Below are 19,670 nucleotides of genomic sequence, written 5' to 3' on the forward strand. Positions count from 1 at the left end.
TTCTAGGTCTGGTAGCGGGAGTGATCGATGTGCCAGACGTACGAAGAGGCGATGGACCCGAGGGCCTGTGCGTGAATGGAGAGCGGGCCTTCGCCGGCGGCCAGTTCGGCGATTCGGGCGGCGGCCACGGCGGCCCGCTGTTCGCACATGCGGGAGGCCAGCCGGAACGCCTCTTCGATGTCACACCCGTGCTGCCGCATCAGCAGTGACGGCAGGTTGAGCGAGGCCGGTCCATCGTCGGCCGTCTCCTTCGCGTACGAGGCGAGGTCGTTGATCCAGCCGGCGAGGTCCGCGACGGCCGTCTGGAGCTCTCGGACCGGCTCCAAGGACCGGTCCTGTTCGGTCAGTTCGTACCGGAGCGCGATCTCCGCCGTGGCCATGAGGGTCCGCACGAAGACGGTGTGCGGACGCATCGCGCGGTAGTCGGACATGGTGACGTGGTCGGGTCCGCCGATGTGGTGTGCCTCCCAGAGGATGCCCAGGAGGTTGTCCCGCAGATGTGCGGTGAGCCGCAAGTACTGCGTGGGAGTGGCCAGTTGCCCGAACCGGGCCAGGAGGTCGGCCAGGGCGGCGCCGAAGGGGCTCGGGTTTCCCGGTGGCTCGTCGTGACCGGCGAGGAGGTGGACGCACTCACTGATCGTGCGGACCAGGCGGGCCGGGTCGCGGGCTCCTGCGGCCTCGCCGTGCGTGTCGTCGAACGCGGTGAGCCACAGGAAGAGGTCGGCGCAGAGAAAGAGGTCGGTCCGCTCGGCGGTCGGGAAGGTGCGGGCCATGCCGTGGCCCGTGATGTTGGCCAGGGCGCCCAGTTTGCGCGGTGAGCCGACGAGCGGGAACGTTCCGAGCCACTGGGTGGCGTGCCGCTCGATGTCGTCGGCGTACGCACTGGTCGGGAAGGGGCCGGGGAAGGAGTCCCGCAGATCGGGCATCGGCAGGGCGCGCGAGTCCGTGCGGATCGTGTCGTTCATCGGGCGTTCCTCCCGATGGTGTGGTGTCTGAGCTCGGGCACCATCCGCAGGGACGAGGGGTGCGTGGAGATCGCTCCGACCGGACGTACGGTGCCGGGTGTCGGCCGCAGCCGCCAGCGGGACGCGATCAGCGCGGTGATGATGACCGTCTCGGTCCAGGCGAACGCGTCCCCGATACACATGCGTTTGCCGGAACCGAAGGGGATGAAGCCGCCCTTCGGTGGCTGGGGGCGCTCCGGGAGCCAGCGGTCGGGGTCGAAGCGCAGCGGATCGGGGTAGATGTCGGGATCCCGGTGCAGTGCGTAGGCGCTCCAGATCACATCCGAGCCGGCCGGCAGGGTGAACTCGCCGAGTCTCACGTCCGAGACGGCTTGCCGGGTCACGAGCCACGCGGGGCTGTACAGACGCAGGCTTTCGCTGACGAGCATGCGGGTGTAGACGAGGCGGGGAACGCGCTCGGCGGTGAGTGGACCCTCGGCGAGCACGGAGTCGACTTCTTCGTGGAGCCGGCGCTCCATGTCCGGGTTGCGGCCCAGTTCGTGGAAGAGCCAGGCGAGGACGACCGCGGTGGTCTCGGAGCCCGCCGCGAGCAGTGCGACGATCTCGGAGAGGATCTCGTCGTCGGGCAGCGTCGCGCCGGTGTCGTCCTGTGCGGTCAGGAGCAACGACACGATGTCGTCGTACGTATCGGGGTGCGCGCGGTGTTCCGCGATGATGCCGGCGACCGCGGTGCGTAGCGCGGTGCCGGCGGCCTCGGCCCTCCGGTTGCGCCGGGTGGGCAGTCGTTCCAGGGCGGAGATGGGCAGCAGGGCACGTTGCAGGGCGGCCTTGAAGACGGTGTCGACGCTGTCGAGGATCGTGTAGGCGGATTCCCGCGGGGGCGCCGCGGAGAACAGGGCCGACATGACGACGCCCTGCGCCATGAGCTGCATCTCGGTCTTCACGTCGAGTGCGGTTCCGCCGTCCCAGCCCGCGACGTACGGCTCCACGGCTTGTCGCATGGTGTTGACGTAGCCGGCGATCTGCCGGCGGTGGAAGGCCGGCTGCATCAGACGGCGCCGACGCAGGTGCGGCTTGCCTTCCGCTACGGGCAGGGCGTCCTTGCCGAAGAGTTTGAGCTTCTCGAAGAGCAGCCCTTTGGTGAATTCGTCGGCCTGGCTGGTGAGCATCTCGTGCATCAGCTCGGGCGAGTTGACCACGGTCAGCGTCTTGGGGCCGACGGTGACGCGGACGACGGGGCCGTGCGTGCGCAGGCGCTGGATGAAAGCGAGGCGGTCCCTGATCAGAGGTACGGCGTGGCCGACGAGCGGCAGTTTCCCGGGCGCCATCGGTGGAACGATCATGTCGGTCGTCACGTGTCTGTCCTACCCTCGCGCGTCGGTCGGTGTGGTCTGCCGGTTCACGCCATGACGTGTCCGCAGCAGCTCCCGCACGGCGAGGACTTCGGCTTCGATCATGGCGCCGGGCGCGTACAGGGTTTTGTCGTGCCACAGTGCGGGGTGGTGGCCGGATCCGGCCCCCTCGTTCAGATACGTCTCGGCACGGTCCAGGGCGCGGGCGTGCCGCGGCCGGTGGTCGGCGGCCGACAGCAGGATCTGCGCGGCGTACGCGGTCTCCTCCGTGGTGCCGCCCCATGTCCCCCAGGAGCCGTCGTCACGCTGGGTGTCGACGGCCCAGGCCACGGCGGTCCCGACGGCCGTTGCCGCCCGGTCTCCACCGTGACGCGAGAGCGCGGCCACACACCGCGCGGTGGCGTAGTAGGGGGAGGCGTGCCATTTGTCGGGCCACGGCCCTTCGGGCCGCTGCTGCCCGACGAGCCAGTCGATCAGCTTGTCCGTCCGGGGGCCGTAGGTGTGCTGTGCCTCGGGGTGGTGACTCAGATAGCTGCCGAGCGCTTGGAGTGCGTGGGCGTTCGCGGTGACCGATCCGGTGTCCTCGCCGATGTAGCAGTCGTAGTGACTGCCGTTGTGGAACAGGTCGAGCGGCTCGGGGGTGTGGTCCAGGCCGACCAGTGAGGACACCAGCACGGCCATGGCGGTGTCGTCGGCGTCCGTCATGAGTCCGGGTGCGCCGCGTACTCCCCGGGGGTCGTAGAGGTCGGTGGCCCATTTGCGGACGGTGGGCACACTGGCGGCCGGCAGATGGGCGCCGGCCAGCGCGGCGGCGACCCACAGACGCTCGAAGACGAGGATCGGGGCAGCCTCCGGGAAGAGGCCCGAGTAGCGCTCCGCCACGGTTTCGAGGGCCGCGACGGTTCCGGCCGATGGCGCCTGCGTGGCCGCGGCCCGGGCGGCGGTGGCGGCCGGTGAACTGCCCAGCAGGTCCGGTCCGTCGGGTATGAGCGCCCCGGCTATGTACCCGGCCACGCCTTCGAACGTGTGGTGCAGCTTGACGGGGAGGCTGCCCGCCGAGGCGTACCGCCTGGCCACGTACGCGGGCACGGCCTGGTCGTAGCCTCGGGGAAGTGCGGGTGCGGGCCCCGGACGCCAGTGGCCGGCGGCCGGTGTCCTGTCGTCGCCGATGAGGGTGAGCTGCTCGTGGATCTTCGCGACCAGGCTGGGGACGAGTATTTCGGCAGCGGCGGTGTCGGGCCACGGTCCGGCCGGCGGCAGCGCGCGCAGCGCGGCGAGGCCGCTGTCGACCGCCGTGGTGAGCCGCCGGGTCGTCTCCTCGGGCGCGGCGCCCCGCCGCAGGACCGCCAGTGCGGCTTCCACACCGCTGAGCGTCGGCAGCAGGCGGTAGCGCTCCGGCCCCTCACCCCAACTCCCGTCGGGCGCCTGCTCGTTGAGCAGATACGCGATCCGGCGCGGTTCCCTGGACAGCCAGGGGGCCGCCGAGATGACCCGGGCGGTCTCGTACAGGGAGGGGCGGACGCTGCCCCACGGGTCCCGGTCGACGCTCGCCACCAGTCGGGCGGCCTCTTCGGGGTAGGTCGCGTTCGCGACCGTGTCGCTCATCGGCTTGTTCGACCTCACGGTTGCGGTGACGGCGGACGGGCGGGCGGTCATGTCTGTCGCTCCGTGGCGGCCAGGGCGATCTCACGCAATTGGTCGGTGGTCTCTTCCGGGAAGGGCGCCTCGTCCAGCGCGGCGAGGGCCGCGTCCCGGCGCGTGGTGATCTTCTCTTCGACGGTCTGCCGGGCGCCGGTGGAGTCCAGAATGTTCCGGATCTCGGCGGCCTGGTCCTCGTCGAGGTCGCTGCGGCCGACGAGTCCGCGCAGGGTCCTGCGCTCGGTGGTGGAGGCTCGCTGGACGGCGAGGGCCATCAGTACGGTGGCCTTGCCCTCGCGCAGATCGTCCAGTATCGGTTTGCCGGTCCGGGCGGGATCGCCGAACACACCGAGCAGGTCGTCGCGCAGCTGAAACGCTTCTCCTAGTGGGATGCCGAACGCGGTGCAGGCGTCGAGCACGGACGGCGGGGCTCCCGCCACCGCCGCTCCTATGTGAAGAGGGCGTTCCACGGTGTACTTGGCGGTCTTGTACCGGATGACGTGCAGTGCCGTTTCGACGTCGCCGGTCAGCCGACCGGTGGTCTGGAGGTCCAGGAGCTGGCCGTACATGACCTCACTGCGCATCTCGGCCACCAGGGGCAGCACTTGGGCGAGCCTGTCCGGGTCGAGGCCCGCCGTGTGGAGGAATTCATCGGACCACACGAGCGCCAGGTCTCCGAGGAGGACGGCGGCGCCCAGTCCGTGCGCCGCGGCACGGCCGCGGGGACCGCCGTTGTCGGTGTACGCGGCGGCCAGCGCACGGTGTGCGGACGGCCGGCCGCGGCGGACGTCGCTGTCGTCCATCACGTCGTCGTGCACGAGGGCGAACACTTGGAAGAGTTCGAGGCTCGCGGCCGCGCGGATGGCGGCCGTCATCTCTCCGTCCCCGCCGGCGGCCTGCCATCCGTAGACGCACAGCACGGATCGCAGCCTTTTCCCGCCGGTGAGGAACGCGCGCAACGTGGAGGTCAGATAGAGCAGTTCGGTTCCTGGCGCGGCCTCGTCCTTGGCGTCGAGGAAACTGGTCAGGGCCGCACTCACCTTGTGCCGTACGGACATCAGGTCCGGCGGACTGGTGGCGGGAGGTGTGGTTGCCATCGGTGGTTGATCCCCTTTCGGTCAAGAACCGTCATGGTGGTTCCGTTCGGGCAGAGGACGCGGCCAGGACACCGCTTTCCCGCGGGTGTCACGGTGGTGCGGGTCATTGGCCGACGGCACCACCGCGACACGGCATGGGAGGGCAGGCTAGGAAGTTGTCACCGACACACGGTCGCCTGCTGTCGAGGACGCCCCGGTGGCTGTCTCCGGGCCGGCGGAGCTGCGGCTCCAGGGGGTGATGCCCTTGGCGTCGGGAGTCAGCGGAGTGAACCGGGCGGGAAGCGACGTGAGCGTCCGGTGGACGGGTCCGTCGCGGTATGTCAACTGATCGGGCGCTACGGCCAGTTCGATGTCCGGCAGGTAGCTGGCGAGTCGTTCGATCGCGGCGGTCGCGATCAGCAGGGCGAGATCACGTGCCGGACAGGCGTGCGGTCCGGCGGCGAACGCCAGGTGCGCCTTGGTTCCCGAGCGGTAGCCGTCGGCCGGAACCCCCGAGTGGGGGCAGGTGTTGGCGGCGGCGTACGAGACCATGACCGGGGAGTGGGCGGGGATGCGCTTGCCGTGGAAGGTGACGTCCTCCTTGGGGAAGTGGAAGCTGTAGTTGGCGAGCGGCGAGTCGTGCCACAGCGCCTCGTCGATGGCGTGCTGGACGGGCAGGCTTCCGGTGGTGAGCGTGCCGAAGTACCGGTCGTCGCTCAGCATCCGGACGCAGGTGTTCGCGATGAGGTTGGCCGTCGGCTCGTTCCCCGCGCCGAAGATGATGATGATCTGGTTCATCACCTCTTCCGGGTTCAGCCCGTTGGGGTGGTCGATGAACCAGGACGTCAGGTCATGGCCGCGCTTCTCGGCCTTGGTCTGATACAGGGTCTGGAGGTAGGCGCCGAACACCTGCGCGCCGTACGCCTTGCGTTCCGGATCCGTGTCCATCATGGCCGCGAGTGCCCCCACGAGCCGGGGACCGTGCTCGTCCTCCATACCGAACAGAGCGTTGAAAACCATCAACGGCAGCTGCTGGGCGTACTGGCTGACGAGGTCGACCGTCCCGGTGTCCGCGAAGTCCTGAAGGAGCTTGTCGGCGAAACGGAACGTCACGACGCGGACATCGTTGGGGTCGAGGAGAGCGAAGCTGTCGGTGATCACCTTGCGCAGATGCGCGTGCTCCTCACCGTCGGCGAAGAGGAGACTGGGCCGCCACTCCACCAGGGGTCTGATCGGGCTGCTCTCCGGCACCTGGGGCAGCCACTTACGGGTGTCCTTGGTCCAGGTGTCCGTGTCCTGGAGGAGTGCGAGCGCCGCCTGGTAGTCGGTGACCAGGTTGACGAAGACGCCGGGGGAGATCTCGGCGACGCCGACCGGCCCCTGGCGGCGCAGCAGTTCATAGCTGCGCTGGGGATCGGCCGCGTGTTCCGGCCCGTGCAGGGGCACAGCTGTGGCGTCCGGTGGTGTGATACTCACGAGGCTCCGACTCCGGCCGAGGATATGGAATGGGCGGTCAGTGCGATGAGTGCGCTGAGACTGCTGTTCATCTCGCGGGCATCACATGTGACGAGTGGGGTGTCCGGGGCGAGGTCGAGCTTCTTGCGAACGATCTCCAGGTCGTAGTCAGGTGAGTCAGGGAAGGTATTGACTGCCACGGCGTACGGCAAACCGCGCTCCTCGATAAGATCCATCACTTCGAAGGACTCGTCGAGGCGCCGGGTGTCCACCAGGACGAGCGCGCCGAGGGCCCCGAAGGCGATGCCCTCCCACAGGGGAAGGAACCGACGCTGCCCCGGAGTTCCGTACAGGTACAGGACGATCCGGTCGCCGGGCAGGGTCATACGACCGAAGTCGATGGCCACCGTGGTGGTCTTCTTGTCCCGCAGACCGACGAGGCTGACGTCGTCGGCGTCGGCCGCCGCGTCCGTCATGACTTCGTCGGTGTGCAGCGTGGGGATCTGTGAAAGTGTCTTGATCGCGGTCGTCTTGCCGACGCCGAGGGGACCCGCGACAAGGATCTTGACCCTCTGGTGCTCCCCCTCGGGGAGGTACACGGGACGCGGGCTAGGCGACACGGAGGGATTGGAGTCCACTCAGCACCTCTTCCATGAGTTGCAACGACGGCCGTCCGGCGCGCGAGGGGGCGAGAGCTTCCGGGATCGGCACGCTGGCGTTTAACAAGCCGTCACTGACGAGCTGTTCGGCGAGCATCAGGCCGACACTGGCCGGCAGCGCGAGATAGGCGGCTATCTCGACGGCGGTGAGGGAACCGCCCGTCACCAGCTCGACGACACGGCGGTGCACCGTCGTGTGGTACGAGGAGAACGGATGGCCGCTGGCACGCAGAGCCGTCAGCGTGTCGAGGGTGGTGGGCAACGGGGCACCGCCGCCGCCTCCGGTCGCCAGATACGCCGGAAGCAGCCGCCGTTGATGCTGACCGCGGCTCATGACGCGCCGTCATGGGTACGCGCCGAGACAGACATGTGCTGCTCCCCCAGCTTCTTCGCCTGGCGCGCCATCATGTGGACGACCACACCCATGTGCATCGAATCGTCTCCGGCGGCCGCGATCAGGGTGTTCGCGCCGGCCGGCATGACCATGTAAGTGCCCTCGGCCACCTTCACCGTGACGGTCTCGATGGGGGTGTCCGCCGCGGCCCCCAGCACCGGGATGACGGCGGCACGGGAGGCGGCGTGCAGTGCGGAGGTCATCGCCGCCACTCCGTCCGCGTCGTCGGCCGAAAGGTTCTCGGACCTGGCCTGGACCATCCCGTCGAGGGTCATCAGCAGGGCGTGTCGGACACCTGGGATCTCGGTGATGGGGGTCAGGTACCAGGTCTCGTTTTCGCCGTGGGGCATGGTCACTGTGTTTCCTCCAAATCAGTACCGGTTCGGCCGCTTTCAAGGCCGTCCTGGAATTCACTCCAGGCTTTGAGGGACCGCTCCGGGTCCGGGGCGCGGTACGTGGGAGCGGCGAGTCCTCCGGCGGGTCCCGCGGGGCCGCGGCGGCGACGCTGTGGCAGACCGTCCGCGCTGTCCGGTACGGGAGTTCGCGATTTCTCGTCGTCGTCCACCGGGGTTTCGGGGACCGAGGAGGGACGCCTCTCCGCCTTCGGCGCGACGGCCGCCTGGGGAGCCATGGCAGAAAGTGGTTCGGCCTCCTCGTCGATCGAGGCGAGCAGGTTCGGGGGAATGGTCACCACAGCGCGCACCCCGCCATAGGGAGACGAATGGTCGATGGAGACATGAAAGCCGTAGTCGGCGACGAGGCGGCCGATGGCGGCGAAACCCTGAGACGGCGGGTCGCCGAGCTCGGTGAGCATGACGTCGTGCGTGTCGGCCGACACCAGCCGCGCACCCCGGGTGGCCGCTTCCGCGGTCATCCCCTTGCCGGCGTCGTCAACCGTGATGCAGACGTTGCCGTTTCCGCTCTGGATCAGACCGACATCCACCGCGAGGTCGTCACGGGAGTGCTCCAGGGCGTTGGCCATGAGCTCCGCGCAGGCCACGGCGATGGGCTCGGCGGCACGGCCGACGATCCCGACGTTGGTGGCGATCCGGGAGTTGATCTTGATCCGGTCGAAGCCGCGGAGACGGGAGGAGGCACCCGTGACGATCTCGGCGACGTAGGTGTCCTTGCGGACGTGCCCCGGCCACGCGCCGCACACGATGGCGGTCCGCTGGATGAGGCGCAGATTCTGCTCGTTGAGGTGGTCGGCGGCGAGCATCCGGTGCGTCAGATGCCGTGACCCGGTGAACTCCCGTTGCAGGGAGTCGAGTTCCGACTGCAACCGGTACGACAACGCCTGCGAGTCCTGGCTCGCGCCGCGCAGGGCCGCCCTGGCGGCGGCGTCCACGCGACGACGCTCCTTCAGGACCATCTCCGAGACCCGGGTGAGTACGGAGTCGAGGAGTTCCGCGTCCTCGGGTCGCGCCTCCCCCACGTTGAGCAGCCCGGGTATGGGGTGGTGAGAGCTGATCAGATGGAGCGGAACGGCCGGGAGCCGGGCGGAGACGAGGTGAGTCACCTCGGCGCGGAACCGTTCCTCGCGGGCTTCGGCCTCCCGCGTACGGGAATCGGCAAAGCGCGTGCGGGATTCGGCTTCCCGCGTCCGGGATTCGGCGCTCTTCAGCGCCGCGTCCATTTCTCTGCACCGTCGCGTCTGTTTGCGACGGGAGAGCGCCAGCAGCAGTGCGACGGCGGCCATGACCACGGTCACGGCGCCGAGCGCAAGGGCGGGTTCTGAGGGAGAGATCACGGAAAAGGGGTCCTAGGGGTTCGAAGGAGGCACGGGCGAGTACACCGGTGGACTTCCGCCATCGAGTGCCGCCGCATCCAGGTGAGGGATCATGCCAAAGCTTTGCCAGTTTAGGGGAGTTGACCACCTGCCCACAGCGCGAGTGAACGGCCCGTGATGATCATGAGGGAAGAAATAGGGCCAGGTGGGGAGCAACTGCTGCGCCATCGGCCGATTGCATTCCGCTTTCCGGCCGAACCTCGCCGTCAGACACTCCGCGGGTGGCGCGGGCGGGTGCGAAACACCGGGGACGGGCGGGAAGGCCTACCGGCGCGGCGGGCGTGTGAGGCTGGAGTCATGACCGAATTCAGCGAGGCCGAGCGCTCGTACCTCTCCTCCCAGCGGCTGGGCCGGCTGGCCACCGTCGACCCGAAGGGCCAGCCGCAGGCCAACCCGGTGGGGTTCTTCCCGCAGGCGGACGGCACGATCCTGGTCGGCGGGTACGCGCTGGGCACCACCAAGAAGTGGCGGAACCTGCGGTCCAACCCGCGGGTGGCACTGGTGGTGGACGACATCGTCAGCCTCAAGCCGTGGAAGGTGCGGGGTGTGGACATCCGCGGCGAGGCCGAACTGCTCACCGGCCCGCACGACTTGGGGCCGCACTTCAGTGAAGAACTGATCCGTATCCATCCACGGAAGATTCACAGTTGGGGGCTGGAGGAGACCGGCTGATTCCGGCGGTCGGGCAGCCCCACACGCAGGTGCCGTACCGCGTACGAACGCCACGGCCGCCAGGCCGCGTCACCGGACTCGCCGTCAGGTGCGACATCGGGATCCCCCAGGCCCCGCATCCGGATCAGCGCCGCCGTCCGGGCGCTCACGCCGGGCACGGTGAGCAGTGACCGCTCGGCCTCTTCGCGGCTCGCGCCGGTGTCGAGCCGTACGGCGCCGTCCGCGAGGGCGGTGGCGAGCGGGCCGGCCACCGGGTCGTCCACCAGGGCGGCCGGTGCGGGAAAGAGGCGGGTGAGGGTGCCGCACGGGCGCTCGACCGGATCCCCGTACGCCGCGACGAGCCGCCGCGCCTCGGCCCCGCCCAGGTGAACGCGGAGCGCGTACTCCTCGGGGTCGGCGGTGCCCGGCGCCCGCAGTCCGGGGCGAACCGCGACGAGGGGCGCGAGGAGCGGGTCGGCGCCGAGGCGTTCGTCCACGGCGTACGGATCGGCGTCGAGGTCGAGGAGGCGCCGCAGCCGTTGTACGGCGGTGGTGAGGTCGCGCAGATCCGTGAGGTGGATCCGGGCCTCCAGCCAGCCGGGGCGCGGGGCATCGGTGGACGGCAGCGCTTCGTCCACCGAGACGACTCCGGGGCCGTGCGGCAGGCGCAGCGTGCGCCGGTAGGTACGGGCGCCCGGTAGGCCGATCACCTCCTCGACGGAGGTCAGGGCCTCGTCGGCGAGCAGGTCGAACATGGCGCGCGCCGCGTAGACGCCGCGGTAGGCGAGTCGCAGCGGGATGCCCGCGAGCGCGGGAGCGGCGGGGGTGGCTCGCGCGCCTCTGGTGCCGGACTCGGCGCGCAGGCCGCTCGGTGTGCGGGCGTAGATCTGCCGGATCGTGTCGTTGAACTGCCGCACGCTCGCGAACCCGGCGGCGAAGGCGATCTCCGTGACCGGCAGGACGGTGGTCTGGAGCAGCGTCCGCGCGGTGTGCGCGCGCTGCGCGCGGGCGAGGGCGACGGGTCCGGCGCCGAGTTCGGCGGTGAGCTGGCGCTGGACCTGCCGGGCGCTGTAGCCGAGCCGCCCGGCCAGTCCGGGCACGCCCTCGCGGTCCACGACGCCGTCGCCGATCATGCGCATGGCGCGGCCGACGACGTCGGCCCGTACGTTCCACTCCGCCGACCCGGGCACGGCGTCGGGCCTGCACCGGCGGCAGGCGCGGAAGCCGTTGCCCTGGGCCGCGGCGGCGGTGGGGTAGAAGCGGACGTTCTTGCGTTTCGGGGTGACCGCCGGACAGCTCGGCCGGCAGTAGATGCCGGTGGTCTCGACGGCGAAGAAGAACGCGCCGTCGAAGCGCGCGTCGCGGCTGGCCACCGCCTCGTACCTGGTCTCCTCGTCCATCACACCGCCCAGTGTGCGCCGCCCCCGGCCGTGGCACTCGCGGGATTCGGACATGGAGGTGGAAGGGCCGGGCTTCCGGTCGAAGCCCGGCCCTTCCGGACGCACCCGCCGGACGCGCCTACCGGATACGCCCCCGTTTGGCCTCCATCGCCGCACGGCCCTCCGCGCCCTTCAGCCGCCAGTCGCGCCGGATCTCGGCCCGCAGCCGGGCGTCGGTCTTGGCGACGATGCGCTGGTTCTCCCGCAGCAGCTTGCGGTAGCTCTCCAGCCGCCGCTCGGGCAGCGAGCCGTCCTCCAGTGCGGCGAGCACGGCGCAGCCCGGCTCGCTGCCGTGGGCGCAGTCGTGGAACCGGCACTTCTCGGCCAGTTCCTCGATCTCGGCGAACACCTGCCCCACGCCCTGCCCCGCGTCCCACAGTCCGACGCCCCGGAGCCCCGGTGTGTCGATGAGTACGCCGCCGCCGGGCAGCACGAGGAGATTGCGGGTGGTCGTGGTGTGCCGGCCCTTGCCGTCCGCGTCACGGGTGGCCTGGACCTCCATGACGTCCTCACCGAGCAGGGCGTTGGCGAGGGTCGACTTGCCGGCGCCCGAGATGCCGAGCAGCACGCTCGTACTCCCGGAGACGACGGCGGACAGTACGTCGACGCCCTCCCCCGTCGCCGCGCTGACGGCGAGGACCTGTACGCCGGGCGCCGTGGTCTCGACGTCTTCGACGAGATACGACAGTCCGGTCGGGTCCGGCACGAGGTCGGCCTTGGTGAGTACGACGAGCGGTTGCGCGCCACTCTCCCAGGCCAGGGCGAGGAACCGCTCGATGCGCCCGAGGTCGAGCTCGACCGCGAGCGGGACGGCGATGATCGCGTGGTCGACGTTGGCCGCGAGGATCTGCCCCTCGGAGCGCTTGGACGAGGTGGAGCGTACGAAGGCGGTACGGCGCGGCAGCAGCGTCCGCACGTACCGCGGATCACCGCCGGGGTCGACCGCGACCCAGTCCCCGGTGCACACGACCTTCAGCGGGTCGCGCGGTACGACGAACTCGGTGTCGGCCCGTACCGTGCCGCCGGGCGTGACGACGTCGCACTGCCCCCGGTCGACCCGCACGACACGGCCCGGCAGCAGGCCCTGTGCGGCGTACGGGGTGAACTCCGCCTCCCAGCCCTCGTCCCAGCCGTACGGGGCGAGCGGATGCGAAGCGGAGGATGCCTCAGGAGAGGCGGGAGAGAAAGACAACGGGAAACCCTTCACAAGGGCGGTCCCGGCACGCGCGCCGACGGGGCGCGGAAGAGAGGAAGGTCAGCCGGAGACCACGGAGGTGACATGAACGATCAGCTGATCGCGGGCAAGGCCCGGCGCAGAGACAGTCATCGGTACACACCTCCTGGATCACACACGGCCGACGGGGCCCGATCGGTCCGTCGGGAACACGAGCGAACATAGCCGCTCCCCCGCCGGACGCGCCAGCCAATTAAAGCCTGCCCGCCGGACCGGACTCGAGGTTTCCCACACATACCCCCCGCAGGTATTTGACGCAGAGCGGGATCCGACTTGACTACATACCCCTAGAGGGTATGTTGAAGGTGTCGGCCGCCATTGCGGAGTGGCCCCTCACGGAGGAGACCCCGATGAACACGGGACTCAGGATCAGCGCCTTCGCGGCCGCGATCGTCGCGACGTTCGGCACCGCGTACGGCGTCGGCGCGAGCATCGGCCCCGTCGTGGCCGAGAAGCCGCCGGCGGCCCACGACGAGCACAAGGAGACGGGCGGAGACGAGGCGGGGCACGACGGCGGGGCGGATGAAGGCGGCGCCGCGAGCGCGGCGGCCGGCGGGTTGCAGATCTCCGAGGGTGGCTACACACTCGCGCTCGACACACCGCGTGTGGTGGCCGGGAAGTCGACCGTCCTGCGTTTCTCCGTCAAGGACGACAGCGGGCGCAACCTCACCTCGTACGAGCGCGAGCACGGCAAGGAACTGCATTTCATCGTCGCCTCAAGGGATCTGACGGTCTATCGGCATCTCCACCCGACCCGCGCGGGCGACGGCACCTGGAGCGTCGCCGCCATGTTGCCCGCGGCGGGCGGCTACCGGGCCTTCGCCGACTTCAAGCCCGCCGGGAAGGGCGCGACGGGCATCACGCTCGGCGCCGACCTGGCCGTCTCCGGCACGTCCGAGCCCGCCGCGCTCCCGCCCGTCCGCGCCTCGGCCGAGGTCGACGGCTACCGGGTCACCCTCGACGGCGCCCTCGCCCCCGGCAAGGCGCGCGAACTGAAGCTGACCGTCAGCAAGGACGGGGAGCCCGTCACCGATCTCCAGCCCTACCTCGGGGCGTACGGCCACCTCGTCGCACTGCGCGCCGGGGACCTCGCCTACCTGCACGTCCACCCGAACGGCGAGCCGGACGACGGCGTCACCGAGCCGGGCCCGGAGGTGTCCTTCACCGCCACGGCCCCCAGTTCGGGCGCGTACCGCCTCTTCCTCGACTTCCAGCACAAGGGCGAGGTCCGCACGGCCGCGTTCACCGTCGACGTACCGGCCGCGGGCGCCGGTGCGAGCAAGGAAAGCCAGGAGAGCGAGGAGAGCGGGGAGGGCGAGAGCCACGGGCACTGAGGCAGCAGCCTCGTCGCCACAGCTGACGCTCAGGGCTTCCAGCGCTGGACCTGATCGTCCGGGGTGTGCGGGCTCACGAAGTGGAAGGGCACCGCGAGATGGGCGGCCAGGGCCCGGCCCGCGCTTTCGGCCGCCGCCGCCGACGGGTGGAGCGGGCCGAGGTCGACGTCCCCGAGATGCCGCGCGGCCGTACTCCGGTAGATGGTGGCCAGCCGCAGCTCACTCGCCGGATCGGCGGTCACGGCCAGCAGATCCACGAACCAGTCGTGGACGGTGTCCCCGTCCCAGACGGCCTCGATCACCACGACGCGCCCGGTGGCGCCCGCGGCCCGCGCGGCCAGCGACTCCAGGTCGAGCGGGCTCTCGGGCGTACGGGCGATCCGGTCACCGTGCAGGAGATACCGCTCGTGCACCACGAGTTGGGCGTCCACGAGCCCCAGCCCACGGGCCCGGCCGGCTTCGAAGACGGCTCGTATCGCGCGCATGCGGGCGTCCTGAAGGACGTACCCGTCGACCTGTTCGCGGACTCCGGCCGGCAGCAGGTCCCACCAGTCGGCCGCGGCGATGTCAGTCATGCGGCGTCAGTCTGCCTCCAATGCCGGCCGCTCAGCCCGCGACGGCGACATCGATCAGGTCTGCGATGTCGCCGGGCCGGGAGGCCAAGGAGGCGTGGCTCGCGGGGAGTTCGACGGTCTTACGGGGGTTCATACGCTGCGCCATGCGGCGCTCGTTGTCGGGGTGGATCATGCGGTCCTCGGTGGAGACCTGATACCAGCAGGGCTTGGACCGCCACGCGGGAGACGTGACGGCGTCGCCGAAGGTGGAGGCGAGCGGAGCCCTCTGGGTGACGGCCATGACCAGCGCCTGGTCGGCGGGCACGTCCCGGCAGAAGCTCTCGTGGTACTTGTCCTGCGGGATCCACAGATACCCGTCGGAGTCCGGGGCCAGGTCGTCGGCGGCGGCGGGCGGCATCTCCTCGGTGATCTGTCCGGGGCTCTCCCCGGCGTCCGGCGCGAACGCGGCGACGTACACGAGCCCGGTGACGTTCGGCAGATCGCCCGCCTCGGTGACGACCGCCCCACCGTAGGAGTGGCCGACCAGCAGTACGGGCCCCTGGACCTGCCGGACCATCTTGGCGGTGCGCTCGGCGTCGTCCGCCAGCGAGGTGAGCGGCATCTCCACCGCGTGCAGCGAGCCGTAGCCGCGCCGGTGCAGCTCGGTGATGACACCGCCCCAGTGGGCGGCTCCGCCCCAGAAACCGTGGACAAGGACGATCGACGGCTTGTCAGCCATGTCGTGCTCCTTCACAGAGGTCGAAGGGCGCGGACCGCCGGAGGCGTCCGACACCCGCGGAGACCGGATGTCCCGAGGTCTTCGCACCGCGTTCACCCCCGACTGTCCACGCTAGGACCGCCCCATCGCGGCGGCCAGCCGGGCGTTCGCTCGGGAGCCACCGGCACACCGCTCCGGGGCCGGCGGGCGGTCCGTGGTCTGATGGATCCGTGGGCCGTGACGTGGAAGAGACCAATCGCCGCATGCTCCGGGTGCGGGACGCGATGGACCGTGACTACGCGCAGCCGCTGGACGTCCCCGCCCTGGCCAGGATCGCGCACGTGTCGCAGGCGCACTTCACACGGACCTTCCGGGCCACGTTCGGTGAAACGCCGCACCGGTATCTCCAGCGGCGCCGTGTCGAGCGTGCGATGTTCCTGCTGCGGGAGACCGACCGCAGCGTGACGGACATCTGCTACGAGGTCGGCTTCGGCAGCCCGGCGACCTTCAGCCGCACGTTCCACGAGATCGTCGGCCGGCCGCCCAGGACGTACCGCAAGGAGGCGCCGCGTACGGCCGGGGCCGTACCGACGTGCTTCACGAAGGCGTGGACCCGGCCGAGCGTCTGACCGTCCCCACCTGCCCGCTCCCCGCCCCCCGCACCCGCACCCGCCGCGAGCGCCACGCGCCGACTGAGCAGTTCTGGACAAGTTTCTCCCCGGCATGCCCCGTAACGTGAAACGCATGTTCACCGCGATCACACACTCACAGATTTACGTCCTGGACCAGGACTCGGCGCTCGACTTCTACGTCGGCACACTCGGCCTGGAGGTCAACACCGACGCCGACCTGGGCTTCATGCGCTGGCTGACCGTCAACGTCCCCGGCCACCCGGACCGCCAGATCCTGCTGGAGAAGCCCGGCCCCCCGGCGATGTCGGAGGAGACGGCGCGGGAGGTCCGCGAGCTGCTGACCAAGGGCGCGACGGGCGGCTCGCTCATCTTCAGCACGGAGGACTGCCGCAAGACGTACGAGACGCTCCTGGCCCGTGGCGTGGAGTTCACCGAGGAGCCCACCGAGCGCCCGTACGGCATCGACTGCGGACTGCGCGACCCCTTCGGCAACAACATCCGCTTCACCCAGCCGAAGTCGTAAGGGAGCCCCGCCCTGCCACGTCGTCGGAGCCCAGCCGCGGCCGCGGCTCGGAACGGCGGCAGGATGGGCGCATGACTCGCAGCGACGCGACATCCGCGCACCCGACCGCCGGGGCCCCCGCGGCCCCGGCCCCCTTCACCGCAGACGACTACCGGGCGCGCATGGGCCGCGCCGTGCGGGACGCCACCGCCGCCGGGCTGGCCGGCGTGCTGGTGGCGCCCGGTCCCGACATGGTCTGGCTCACCGGCTATCAGCCGCCCGCCGACACCGAGCGGCTGACCCTGCTGATGCTCACCCCCGACGCCGAACCCGTCCTCGTCGTGCCCAAGCTGGAGGCGCCCGACGCGGAGAAGGCCGTCGGCGCGCCCGCGCTGACCCTGCGCGACTGGACCGACGGCGTCGACCCGTACGGCGTGGCCGCGCCCTCGCTCGTCGCCACCGGCCGCTACGGCATCAGCGACAACACCTGGGCCCTGCACCTCATCGGCCTCCAGGAGACCCTGCCCGGCACCTCCTACACCCCTTTGACGAACGCGCTGCCGATGCTGCGCGCCGTCAAGGACGCCCGCGAGGTGGAGCGGCTCGCGCTGGCGGGCGCCGCGGCCGACGCCGCCTACGAGGAGATCAAGAAGGTCCCGTTCGCTGGCCGCAGGGAGACCGACGTCGCCGCCGACCTCGCCGGACTGCTGCGCGGCTTCGGCCACTCCCAGGTCGACTTCACCGTCGTCGGCTCCGGCCCCAACGGCGCCAACCCCCACCACGAGGCCGGTGAACGGGTCATCGGCGACGGGGACATGGTCGTGCTCGACTTCGGCGGGCTGTGCCAGGGCTACGGCTCCGACACCTCCCGCACCGTGCATGTCGGCGAGCCCACCGAGGAGGAGCGGCGCGTCCACGACCTGGTGCGCGCGGCGCAGGGCGCCGCCTGCGAGGCGGTGCGGCCCGGCATCGCCTGCCAGGATGTGGACCGGGTGGCGCGCGCGGTGATCAACGAGGGCGGGTACGGCGAGTACTTCATCCACCGCACCGGCCACGGCATCGGCGTCACCACCCACGAGCCGCCCTACATGGTCGAGGGCGAGGAGCTGCCGCTCGTCCCGGGCATGTGCTTCTCCGTGGAGCCTGGCATCTATCTGCCGGGACGCTTCGGCGTGCGGATCGAGGACATCGTGACGGTCACCGAGACCGGCGGCCGTCGGCTCAACGCCACGGACCGGGGGCTGGCCGTTGTCGGCTAACGGGCGTCACCAAGTGAATTTTCCGGCTGTTTTCACGATCGATGTCGGCAATGGTGTTACTCGCGCACCACACACGAAGTGACGCTACGATCACGGTATGTTCACGGCCTTCCGGATTTCACGCCCGCGACGGGCCCGCCGAAAATTGGCGGGCCCGTCGCGGGCGTTCTGGCTGGCCGTACTTCTTCTGGCGCTGCTCTATACGCACGGCGTCAACGGCCACAACGCCGCCACCCACGCGTCTCCGGTCGTCGCGGTGACCGCGACGGCTCCGGCCGAGTTCGGTAATCACGACACCGCGCCCTGTCACCACGACGGGGACGAGGCGGAGCACGGGTCGGAGAGCTGCGCGTCCGGCCAGCCGCAGTACCGCGCCGACCTGCCCGCTCGTGGCACCACACCATTGTGTGTCGCGGAACTGCCGCGAATTCACGCCCCCGCTTCCTCGGCGACGGCCGATACCTTCCCGACGTCGTGCGCAGAACTGAGAGACCCCGGAATTCTGCGGGTGTAGAACGCCCTTCCGGATCGGTCGCTTCCCTTTTCGAACGCGCGATTCTTCGAACACGGGATTTCCCGCACGACTTCCGAACGCGCGATTCTTCGAACACGCAACACGAAATCGGGCCGCTATCCGCCGCCCGACTTGTTGTGCGACCGGTCCGGCCGATTTCCGCGTGCCCGTTCAGCCGCGATCACCGCCCACACACGGAGGCATTCGCGCGCACACCCATTCACGCGCTCAGATGATTTCGCGTGCGCCGCGACGGGCCTCCGCGTTCCCGTACTTCGAACGAAAGCGAACCATGCGCCACCAGACCCCCACCGCCCCGCCCCGCGCCGTCACCCTCGCCCCGCAGGCCACCATCCCGCCGGCCGCCCACAGCCCGGCCGGGCTGGTGGGCAACACCCCGCTCCTACGTGTCCACGAGCCCTTCGCCCCGGCGGGGCGCGGCTTCTGGGCCAAACTGGAAGGCTTCAACCCCGGCGGCATCAAGGACCGCCCCGGGCTCCACATGGTCGAACGGGCCCGCGCCCGCGGTGACTTGCTGCCCGGCGGCAGGATCATCGAATCGACCAGCGGCACCCTGGGGCTGGGGCTCTCCCTCGCCGGCATGGTCCACGGCCACCCCGTCACCCTGGTCACCGACCCCGGCCTCGAACCGCCGATGACCCGGCTGCTGACCGCCTACGGCGCCCGGGTCGACACCGTCCCGGAGCCGCACCCCACCGGCGGCTGGCAGCAGGCCCGCCGCGAGCGCGTGGCCCGACTGCTGGAGCGGCACCCCGGTTCCTGGTGCCCCGACCAGTACAACAACCCCGACAACACAGCCGCGTACACGCCTCTGGCCCTCGAACTCGCCTCCCAGCTCGGCCATATCGACGTCCTGGTGTGCAGCGTGGGCACCGGCGGCCACTCCGCCGGGATCTCGCGGGTGCTGCGCCAGCTCTACCCTGAACTGCGGGTGGTCGCGGTGGACTCCGTCGGGTCCACGATCTTCGGACAGCCGGCCGGGACCCGGCTGATGCGCGGCCTCGGATCGAGCATCCATCCGCGCAACGTCCCGTACGAGAACTTCGACGAGGTGCACTGGGTCGCGCCGTCCGAGGCGGTGTGGACCTGCCGCGAACTCGCCGCGTCCCACTACGCCACCGGCGGCTGGAGCGTCGGCGCCGTCGCCCTGGTGGCCGGCTGGCTGGCCCGGACCGGTTCGCCGGACCGCCGGATCGCCGCCGTCTTCCCGGACGGGCCCCAGCGCTATCTCGGCACGGTGTACGACGACGACTACTGCGCCGCCCATGGACTGCTGGACTCGGCGCCCGCGGCCGAACCGGAGGTGGTGGGACGGCCCGACGAGAAGGAGGTCAGCCGCTGGACCCGGTGCGCCGAGGTCGCCGATCCGCTGACTTCGGGCCGTGCGACCGACGCCGCTCCGGCCGGTGGGGCCGTCAACTCCCCGAAGGGGGAGGCCCGGTGAGGGGACTGATCCGGCAGACGCGTTCGTACGAGCGCGGCGT

At 70.5% G+C, this 19,670-nt stretch carries 20 protein-coding genes; 7 read left to right on the forward strand and 13 right to left on the reverse strand.

The window, feature by feature from the left end; genetic code table 11:
- Positions 1–2: 2 nt before the first annotated feature.
- From ACFWHU_RS02520 to ACFWHU_RS02560, 9 genes are all read right to left on the reverse strand, one after another.
- Positions 3–965, reverse strand: a complete 963-nt coding sequence (locus tag ACFWHU_RS02520) for a terpene synthase family protein (RefSeq protein ID WP_387223383.1) — start codon at positions 963–965, stop codon at positions 3–5.
- On the reverse strand, positions 962–2,320 hold the full coding sequence (locus tag ACFWHU_RS02525; protein ID WP_387223385.1) for a cytochrome P450: 1,359 nt from the start codon (positions 2,318–2,320) through the stop codon (positions 962–964). Before ACFWHU_RS02525 ends, ACFWHU_RS02520 begins: the two co-directional genes overlap by 4 nt.
- A gap of 9 nt (positions 2,321–2,329) precedes the next feature.
- Entirely contained in the window at positions 2,330–3,973 is a 1,644-nt protein-coding gene (locus ACFWHU_RS02530; RefSeq protein WP_387223387.1) for a prenyltransferase/squalene oxidase repeat-containing protein, read from the reverse strand.
- Entirely contained in the window at positions 3,970–5,052 is a 1,083-nt protein-coding gene (locus ACFWHU_RS02535; RefSeq protein WP_387223389.1) for a polyprenyl synthetase family protein, read from the reverse strand. Before ACFWHU_RS02535 ends, ACFWHU_RS02530 begins: the two co-directional genes overlap by 4 nt.
- A gap of 147 nt (positions 5,053–5,199) precedes the next feature.
- On the reverse strand, positions 5,200–6,507 hold the full coding sequence (locus ACFWHU_RS02540; protein ID WP_387223391.1) for a cytochrome P450: 1,308 nt from the start codon (positions 6,505–6,507) through the stop codon (positions 5,200–5,202).
- Positions 6,504–7,085: an ATP/GTP-binding protein gene (locus tag ACFWHU_RS02545; RefSeq protein ID WP_147875026.1), complete on the reverse strand. Its 582-nt coding sequence runs from the start codon at positions 7,083–7,085 to the stop codon at positions 6,504–6,506. Before ACFWHU_RS02545 ends, ACFWHU_RS02540 begins: the two co-directional genes overlap by 4 nt.
- Before the next feature lie 10 nt (positions 7,086–7,095).
- The gene (locus ACFWHU_RS02550; protein WP_385799503.1) at positions 7,096–7,479 is read right to left on the reverse strand and encodes a DUF742 domain-containing protein; all 384 of its coding nucleotides are present in this window, start codon (positions 7,477–7,479) and stop codon (positions 7,096–7,098) included.
- Positions 7,476–7,889 (reverse strand): roadblock/LC7 domain-containing protein, encoded by a 414-nt coding sequence (locus ACFWHU_RS02555; protein WP_381792620.1) that lies wholly within the window; start codon positions 7,887–7,889, stop codon positions 7,476–7,478. Before ACFWHU_RS02555 ends, ACFWHU_RS02550 begins: the two co-directional genes overlap by 4 nt.
- Before the next feature lie 2 nt (positions 7,890–7,891).
- Entirely contained in the window at positions 7,892–9,289 is a 1,398-nt protein-coding gene (locus ACFWHU_RS02560; RefSeq protein WP_385799507.1) for an ATP-binding protein, read from the reverse strand.
- A 336-nt stretch (positions 9,290–9,625) separates the two neighbouring features.
- Between ACFWHU_RS02560 and ACFWHU_RS02565 the strand changes: the two genes are divergently transcribed.
- Positions 9,626–10,000, forward strand: coding sequence for a PPOX class F420-dependent oxidoreductase (locus ACFWHU_RS02565; RefSeq protein ID WP_385799509.1), 375 nt, complete (start codon positions 9,626–9,628; stop codon positions 9,998–10,000).
- Here ACFWHU_RS02565 and ACFWHU_RS02570 read toward each other — a convergent pair.
- The gene (locus ACFWHU_RS02570) at positions 9,970–11,379 is read right to left on the reverse strand and encodes a DNA-3-methyladenine glycosylase 2 family protein (RefSeq protein WP_387223962.1); all 1,410 of its coding nucleotides are present in this window, start codon (positions 11,377–11,379) and stop codon (positions 9,970–9,972) included. The two genes, ACFWHU_RS02565 and ACFWHU_RS02570, sit on opposite strands and share 31 nt — an antisense overlap.
- Positions 11,380–11,497: 118 nt before the next feature.
- Positions 11,498–12,610, reverse strand: a complete 1,113-nt coding sequence (gene rsgA, locus ACFWHU_RS02575) for a ribosome small subunit-dependent GTPase A (RefSeq protein WP_387223394.1) — start codon at positions 12,608–12,610, stop codon at positions 11,498–11,500.
- A 392-nt stretch (positions 12,611–13,002) separates the two neighbouring features.
- On the opposite strand from rsgA, the gene ACFWHU_RS02580 reads away from it, so the two are divergent.
- Complete coding sequence (locus ACFWHU_RS02580) at positions 13,003–13,986, forward strand: DUF748 domain-containing protein (RefSeq protein WP_387223396.1); 984 nt, start codon at positions 13,003–13,005, stop codon at positions 13,984–13,986.
- A gap of 29 nt (positions 13,987–14,015) precedes the next feature.
- Here ACFWHU_RS02580 and ACFWHU_RS02585 read toward each other — a convergent pair whose 3' ends face one another.
- Positions 14,016–14,561: a hypothetical protein gene (locus ACFWHU_RS02585; protein ID WP_385799517.1), complete on the reverse strand. Its 546-nt coding sequence runs from the start codon at positions 14,559–14,561 to the stop codon at positions 14,016–14,018.
- Between the two features lie 31 nt (positions 14,562–14,592).
- Positions 14,593–15,279, reverse strand: coding sequence for an alpha/beta hydrolase (locus ACFWHU_RS02590; RefSeq protein WP_385799519.1), 687 nt, complete (start codon positions 15,277–15,279; stop codon positions 14,593–14,595).
- Positions 15,280–15,488: 209 nt separating this feature from the next.
- On the opposite strand from ACFWHU_RS02590, the gene ACFWHU_RS02595 reads away from it, so the two are divergent.
- From ACFWHU_RS02595 to ACFWHU_RS02615, 5 genes are all read left to right on the forward strand, one after another.
- On the forward strand, positions 15,489–15,887 hold the full coding sequence (locus ACFWHU_RS02595) for a helix-turn-helix domain-containing protein (protein WP_385799521.1): 399 nt from the start codon (positions 15,489–15,491) through the stop codon (positions 15,885–15,887).
- A gap of 115 nt (positions 15,888–16,002) precedes the next feature.
- Positions 16,003–16,413 carry a VOC family protein gene (locus ACFWHU_RS02600; protein ID WP_385799523.1) on the forward strand — a complete coding sequence of 137 codons (411 nt, stop codon included), beginning with the start codon at positions 16,003–16,005 and terminating at the stop codon, positions 16,411–16,413.
- 71 nt (positions 16,414–16,484) lie between these two features.
- On the forward strand, positions 16,485–17,651 hold the full coding sequence (locus ACFWHU_RS02605; RefSeq protein WP_387223400.1) for an aminopeptidase P family protein: 1,167 nt from the start codon (positions 16,485–16,487) through the stop codon (positions 17,649–17,651).
- Between the two features lie 97 nt (positions 17,652–17,748).
- Positions 17,749–18,165, forward strand: coding sequence for a hypothetical protein (locus ACFWHU_RS02610; protein ID WP_387223402.1), 417 nt, complete (start codon positions 17,749–17,751; stop codon positions 18,163–18,165).
- Positions 18,166–18,457: 292 nt separating this feature from the next.
- Positions 18,458–19,630, forward strand: coding sequence for a PLP-dependent cysteine synthase family protein (locus ACFWHU_RS02615; RefSeq protein ID WP_387223404.1), 1,173 nt, complete (start codon positions 18,458–18,460; stop codon positions 19,628–19,630).
- The last annotated feature ends 40 nt before the right edge of the window (positions 19,631–19,670 follow it).

Origin of the sequence: Streptomyces sp. NPDC060366 (genome assembly GCF_042725135.1) — a bacterium.
Lineage (GTDB): Bacteria > Actinomycetota > Actinomycetes > Streptomycetales > Streptomycetaceae > Streptomyces.

What these genes read in the sequence shown, in the direction of transcription:
- ACFWHU_RS02520 (WP_387223383.1), bottom strand. Translation starts at nt 965, where the DNA reads ATGAACGACACGATCCGCACGGACTCGCGCGCCCTGCCGATGCCCGAT.
- ACFWHU_RS02530 (WP_387223387.1), bottom strand. Translation starts at nt 3,973, where the DNA reads ATGACCGCCCGCCCGTCCGCCGTCACCGCAACCGTGAGGTCGAACAAG.
- ACFWHU_RS02535 (WP_387223389.1), bottom strand. Translation starts at nt 5,052, where the DNA reads ATGGCAACCACACCTCCCGCCACCAGTCCGCCGGACCTGATGTCCGTA.
- ACFWHU_RS02550 (WP_385799503.1), bottom strand. Translation starts at nt 7,479, where the DNA reads ATGAGCCGCGGTCAGCATCAACGGCGGCTGCTTCCGGCGTATCTGGCG.
- ACFWHU_RS02555 (WP_381792620.1), bottom strand. Translation starts at nt 7,889, where the DNA reads ATGCCCCACGGCGAAAACGAGACCTGGTACCTGACCCCCATCACCGAG.
- ACFWHU_RS02565 (WP_385799509.1), top strand. Translation starts at nt 9,626, where the DNA reads ATGACCGAATTCAGCGAGGCCGAGCGCTCGTACCTCTCCTCCCAGCGG.
- ACFWHU_RS02570 (WP_387223962.1), bottom strand. Translation starts at nt 11,379, where the DNA reads ATGGACGAGGAGACCAGGTACGAGGCGGTGGCCAGCCGCGACGCGCGC.
- ACFWHU_RS02580 (WP_387223396.1), top strand. Translation starts at nt 13,003, where the DNA reads ATGAACACGGGACTCAGGATCAGCGCCTTCGCGGCCGCGATCGTCGCG.
- ACFWHU_RS02585 (WP_385799517.1), bottom strand. Translation starts at nt 14,561, where the DNA reads ATGACTGACATCGCCGCGGCCGACTGGTGGGACCTGCTGCCGGCCGGA.
- ACFWHU_RS02590 (WP_385799519.1), bottom strand. Translation starts at nt 15,279, where the DNA reads ATGGCTGACAAGCCGTCGATCGTCCTTGTCCACGGTTTCTGGGGCGGA.
- ACFWHU_RS02600 (WP_385799523.1), top strand. Translation starts at nt 16,003, where the DNA reads ATGTTCACCGCGATCACACACTCACAGATTTACGTCCTGGACCAGGAC.
- ACFWHU_RS02605 (WP_387223400.1), top strand. Translation starts at nt 16,485, where the DNA reads ATGACTCGCAGCGACGCGACATCCGCGCACCCGACCGCCGGGGCCCCC.
- ACFWHU_RS02610 (WP_387223402.1), top strand. Translation starts at nt 17,749, where the DNA reads ATGTTCACGGCCTTCCGGATTTCACGCCCGCGACGGGCCCGCCGAAAA.
- ACFWHU_RS02615 (WP_387223404.1), top strand. Translation starts at nt 18,458, where the DNA reads ATGCGCCACCAGACCCCCACCGCCCCGCCCCGCGCCGTCACCCTCGCC.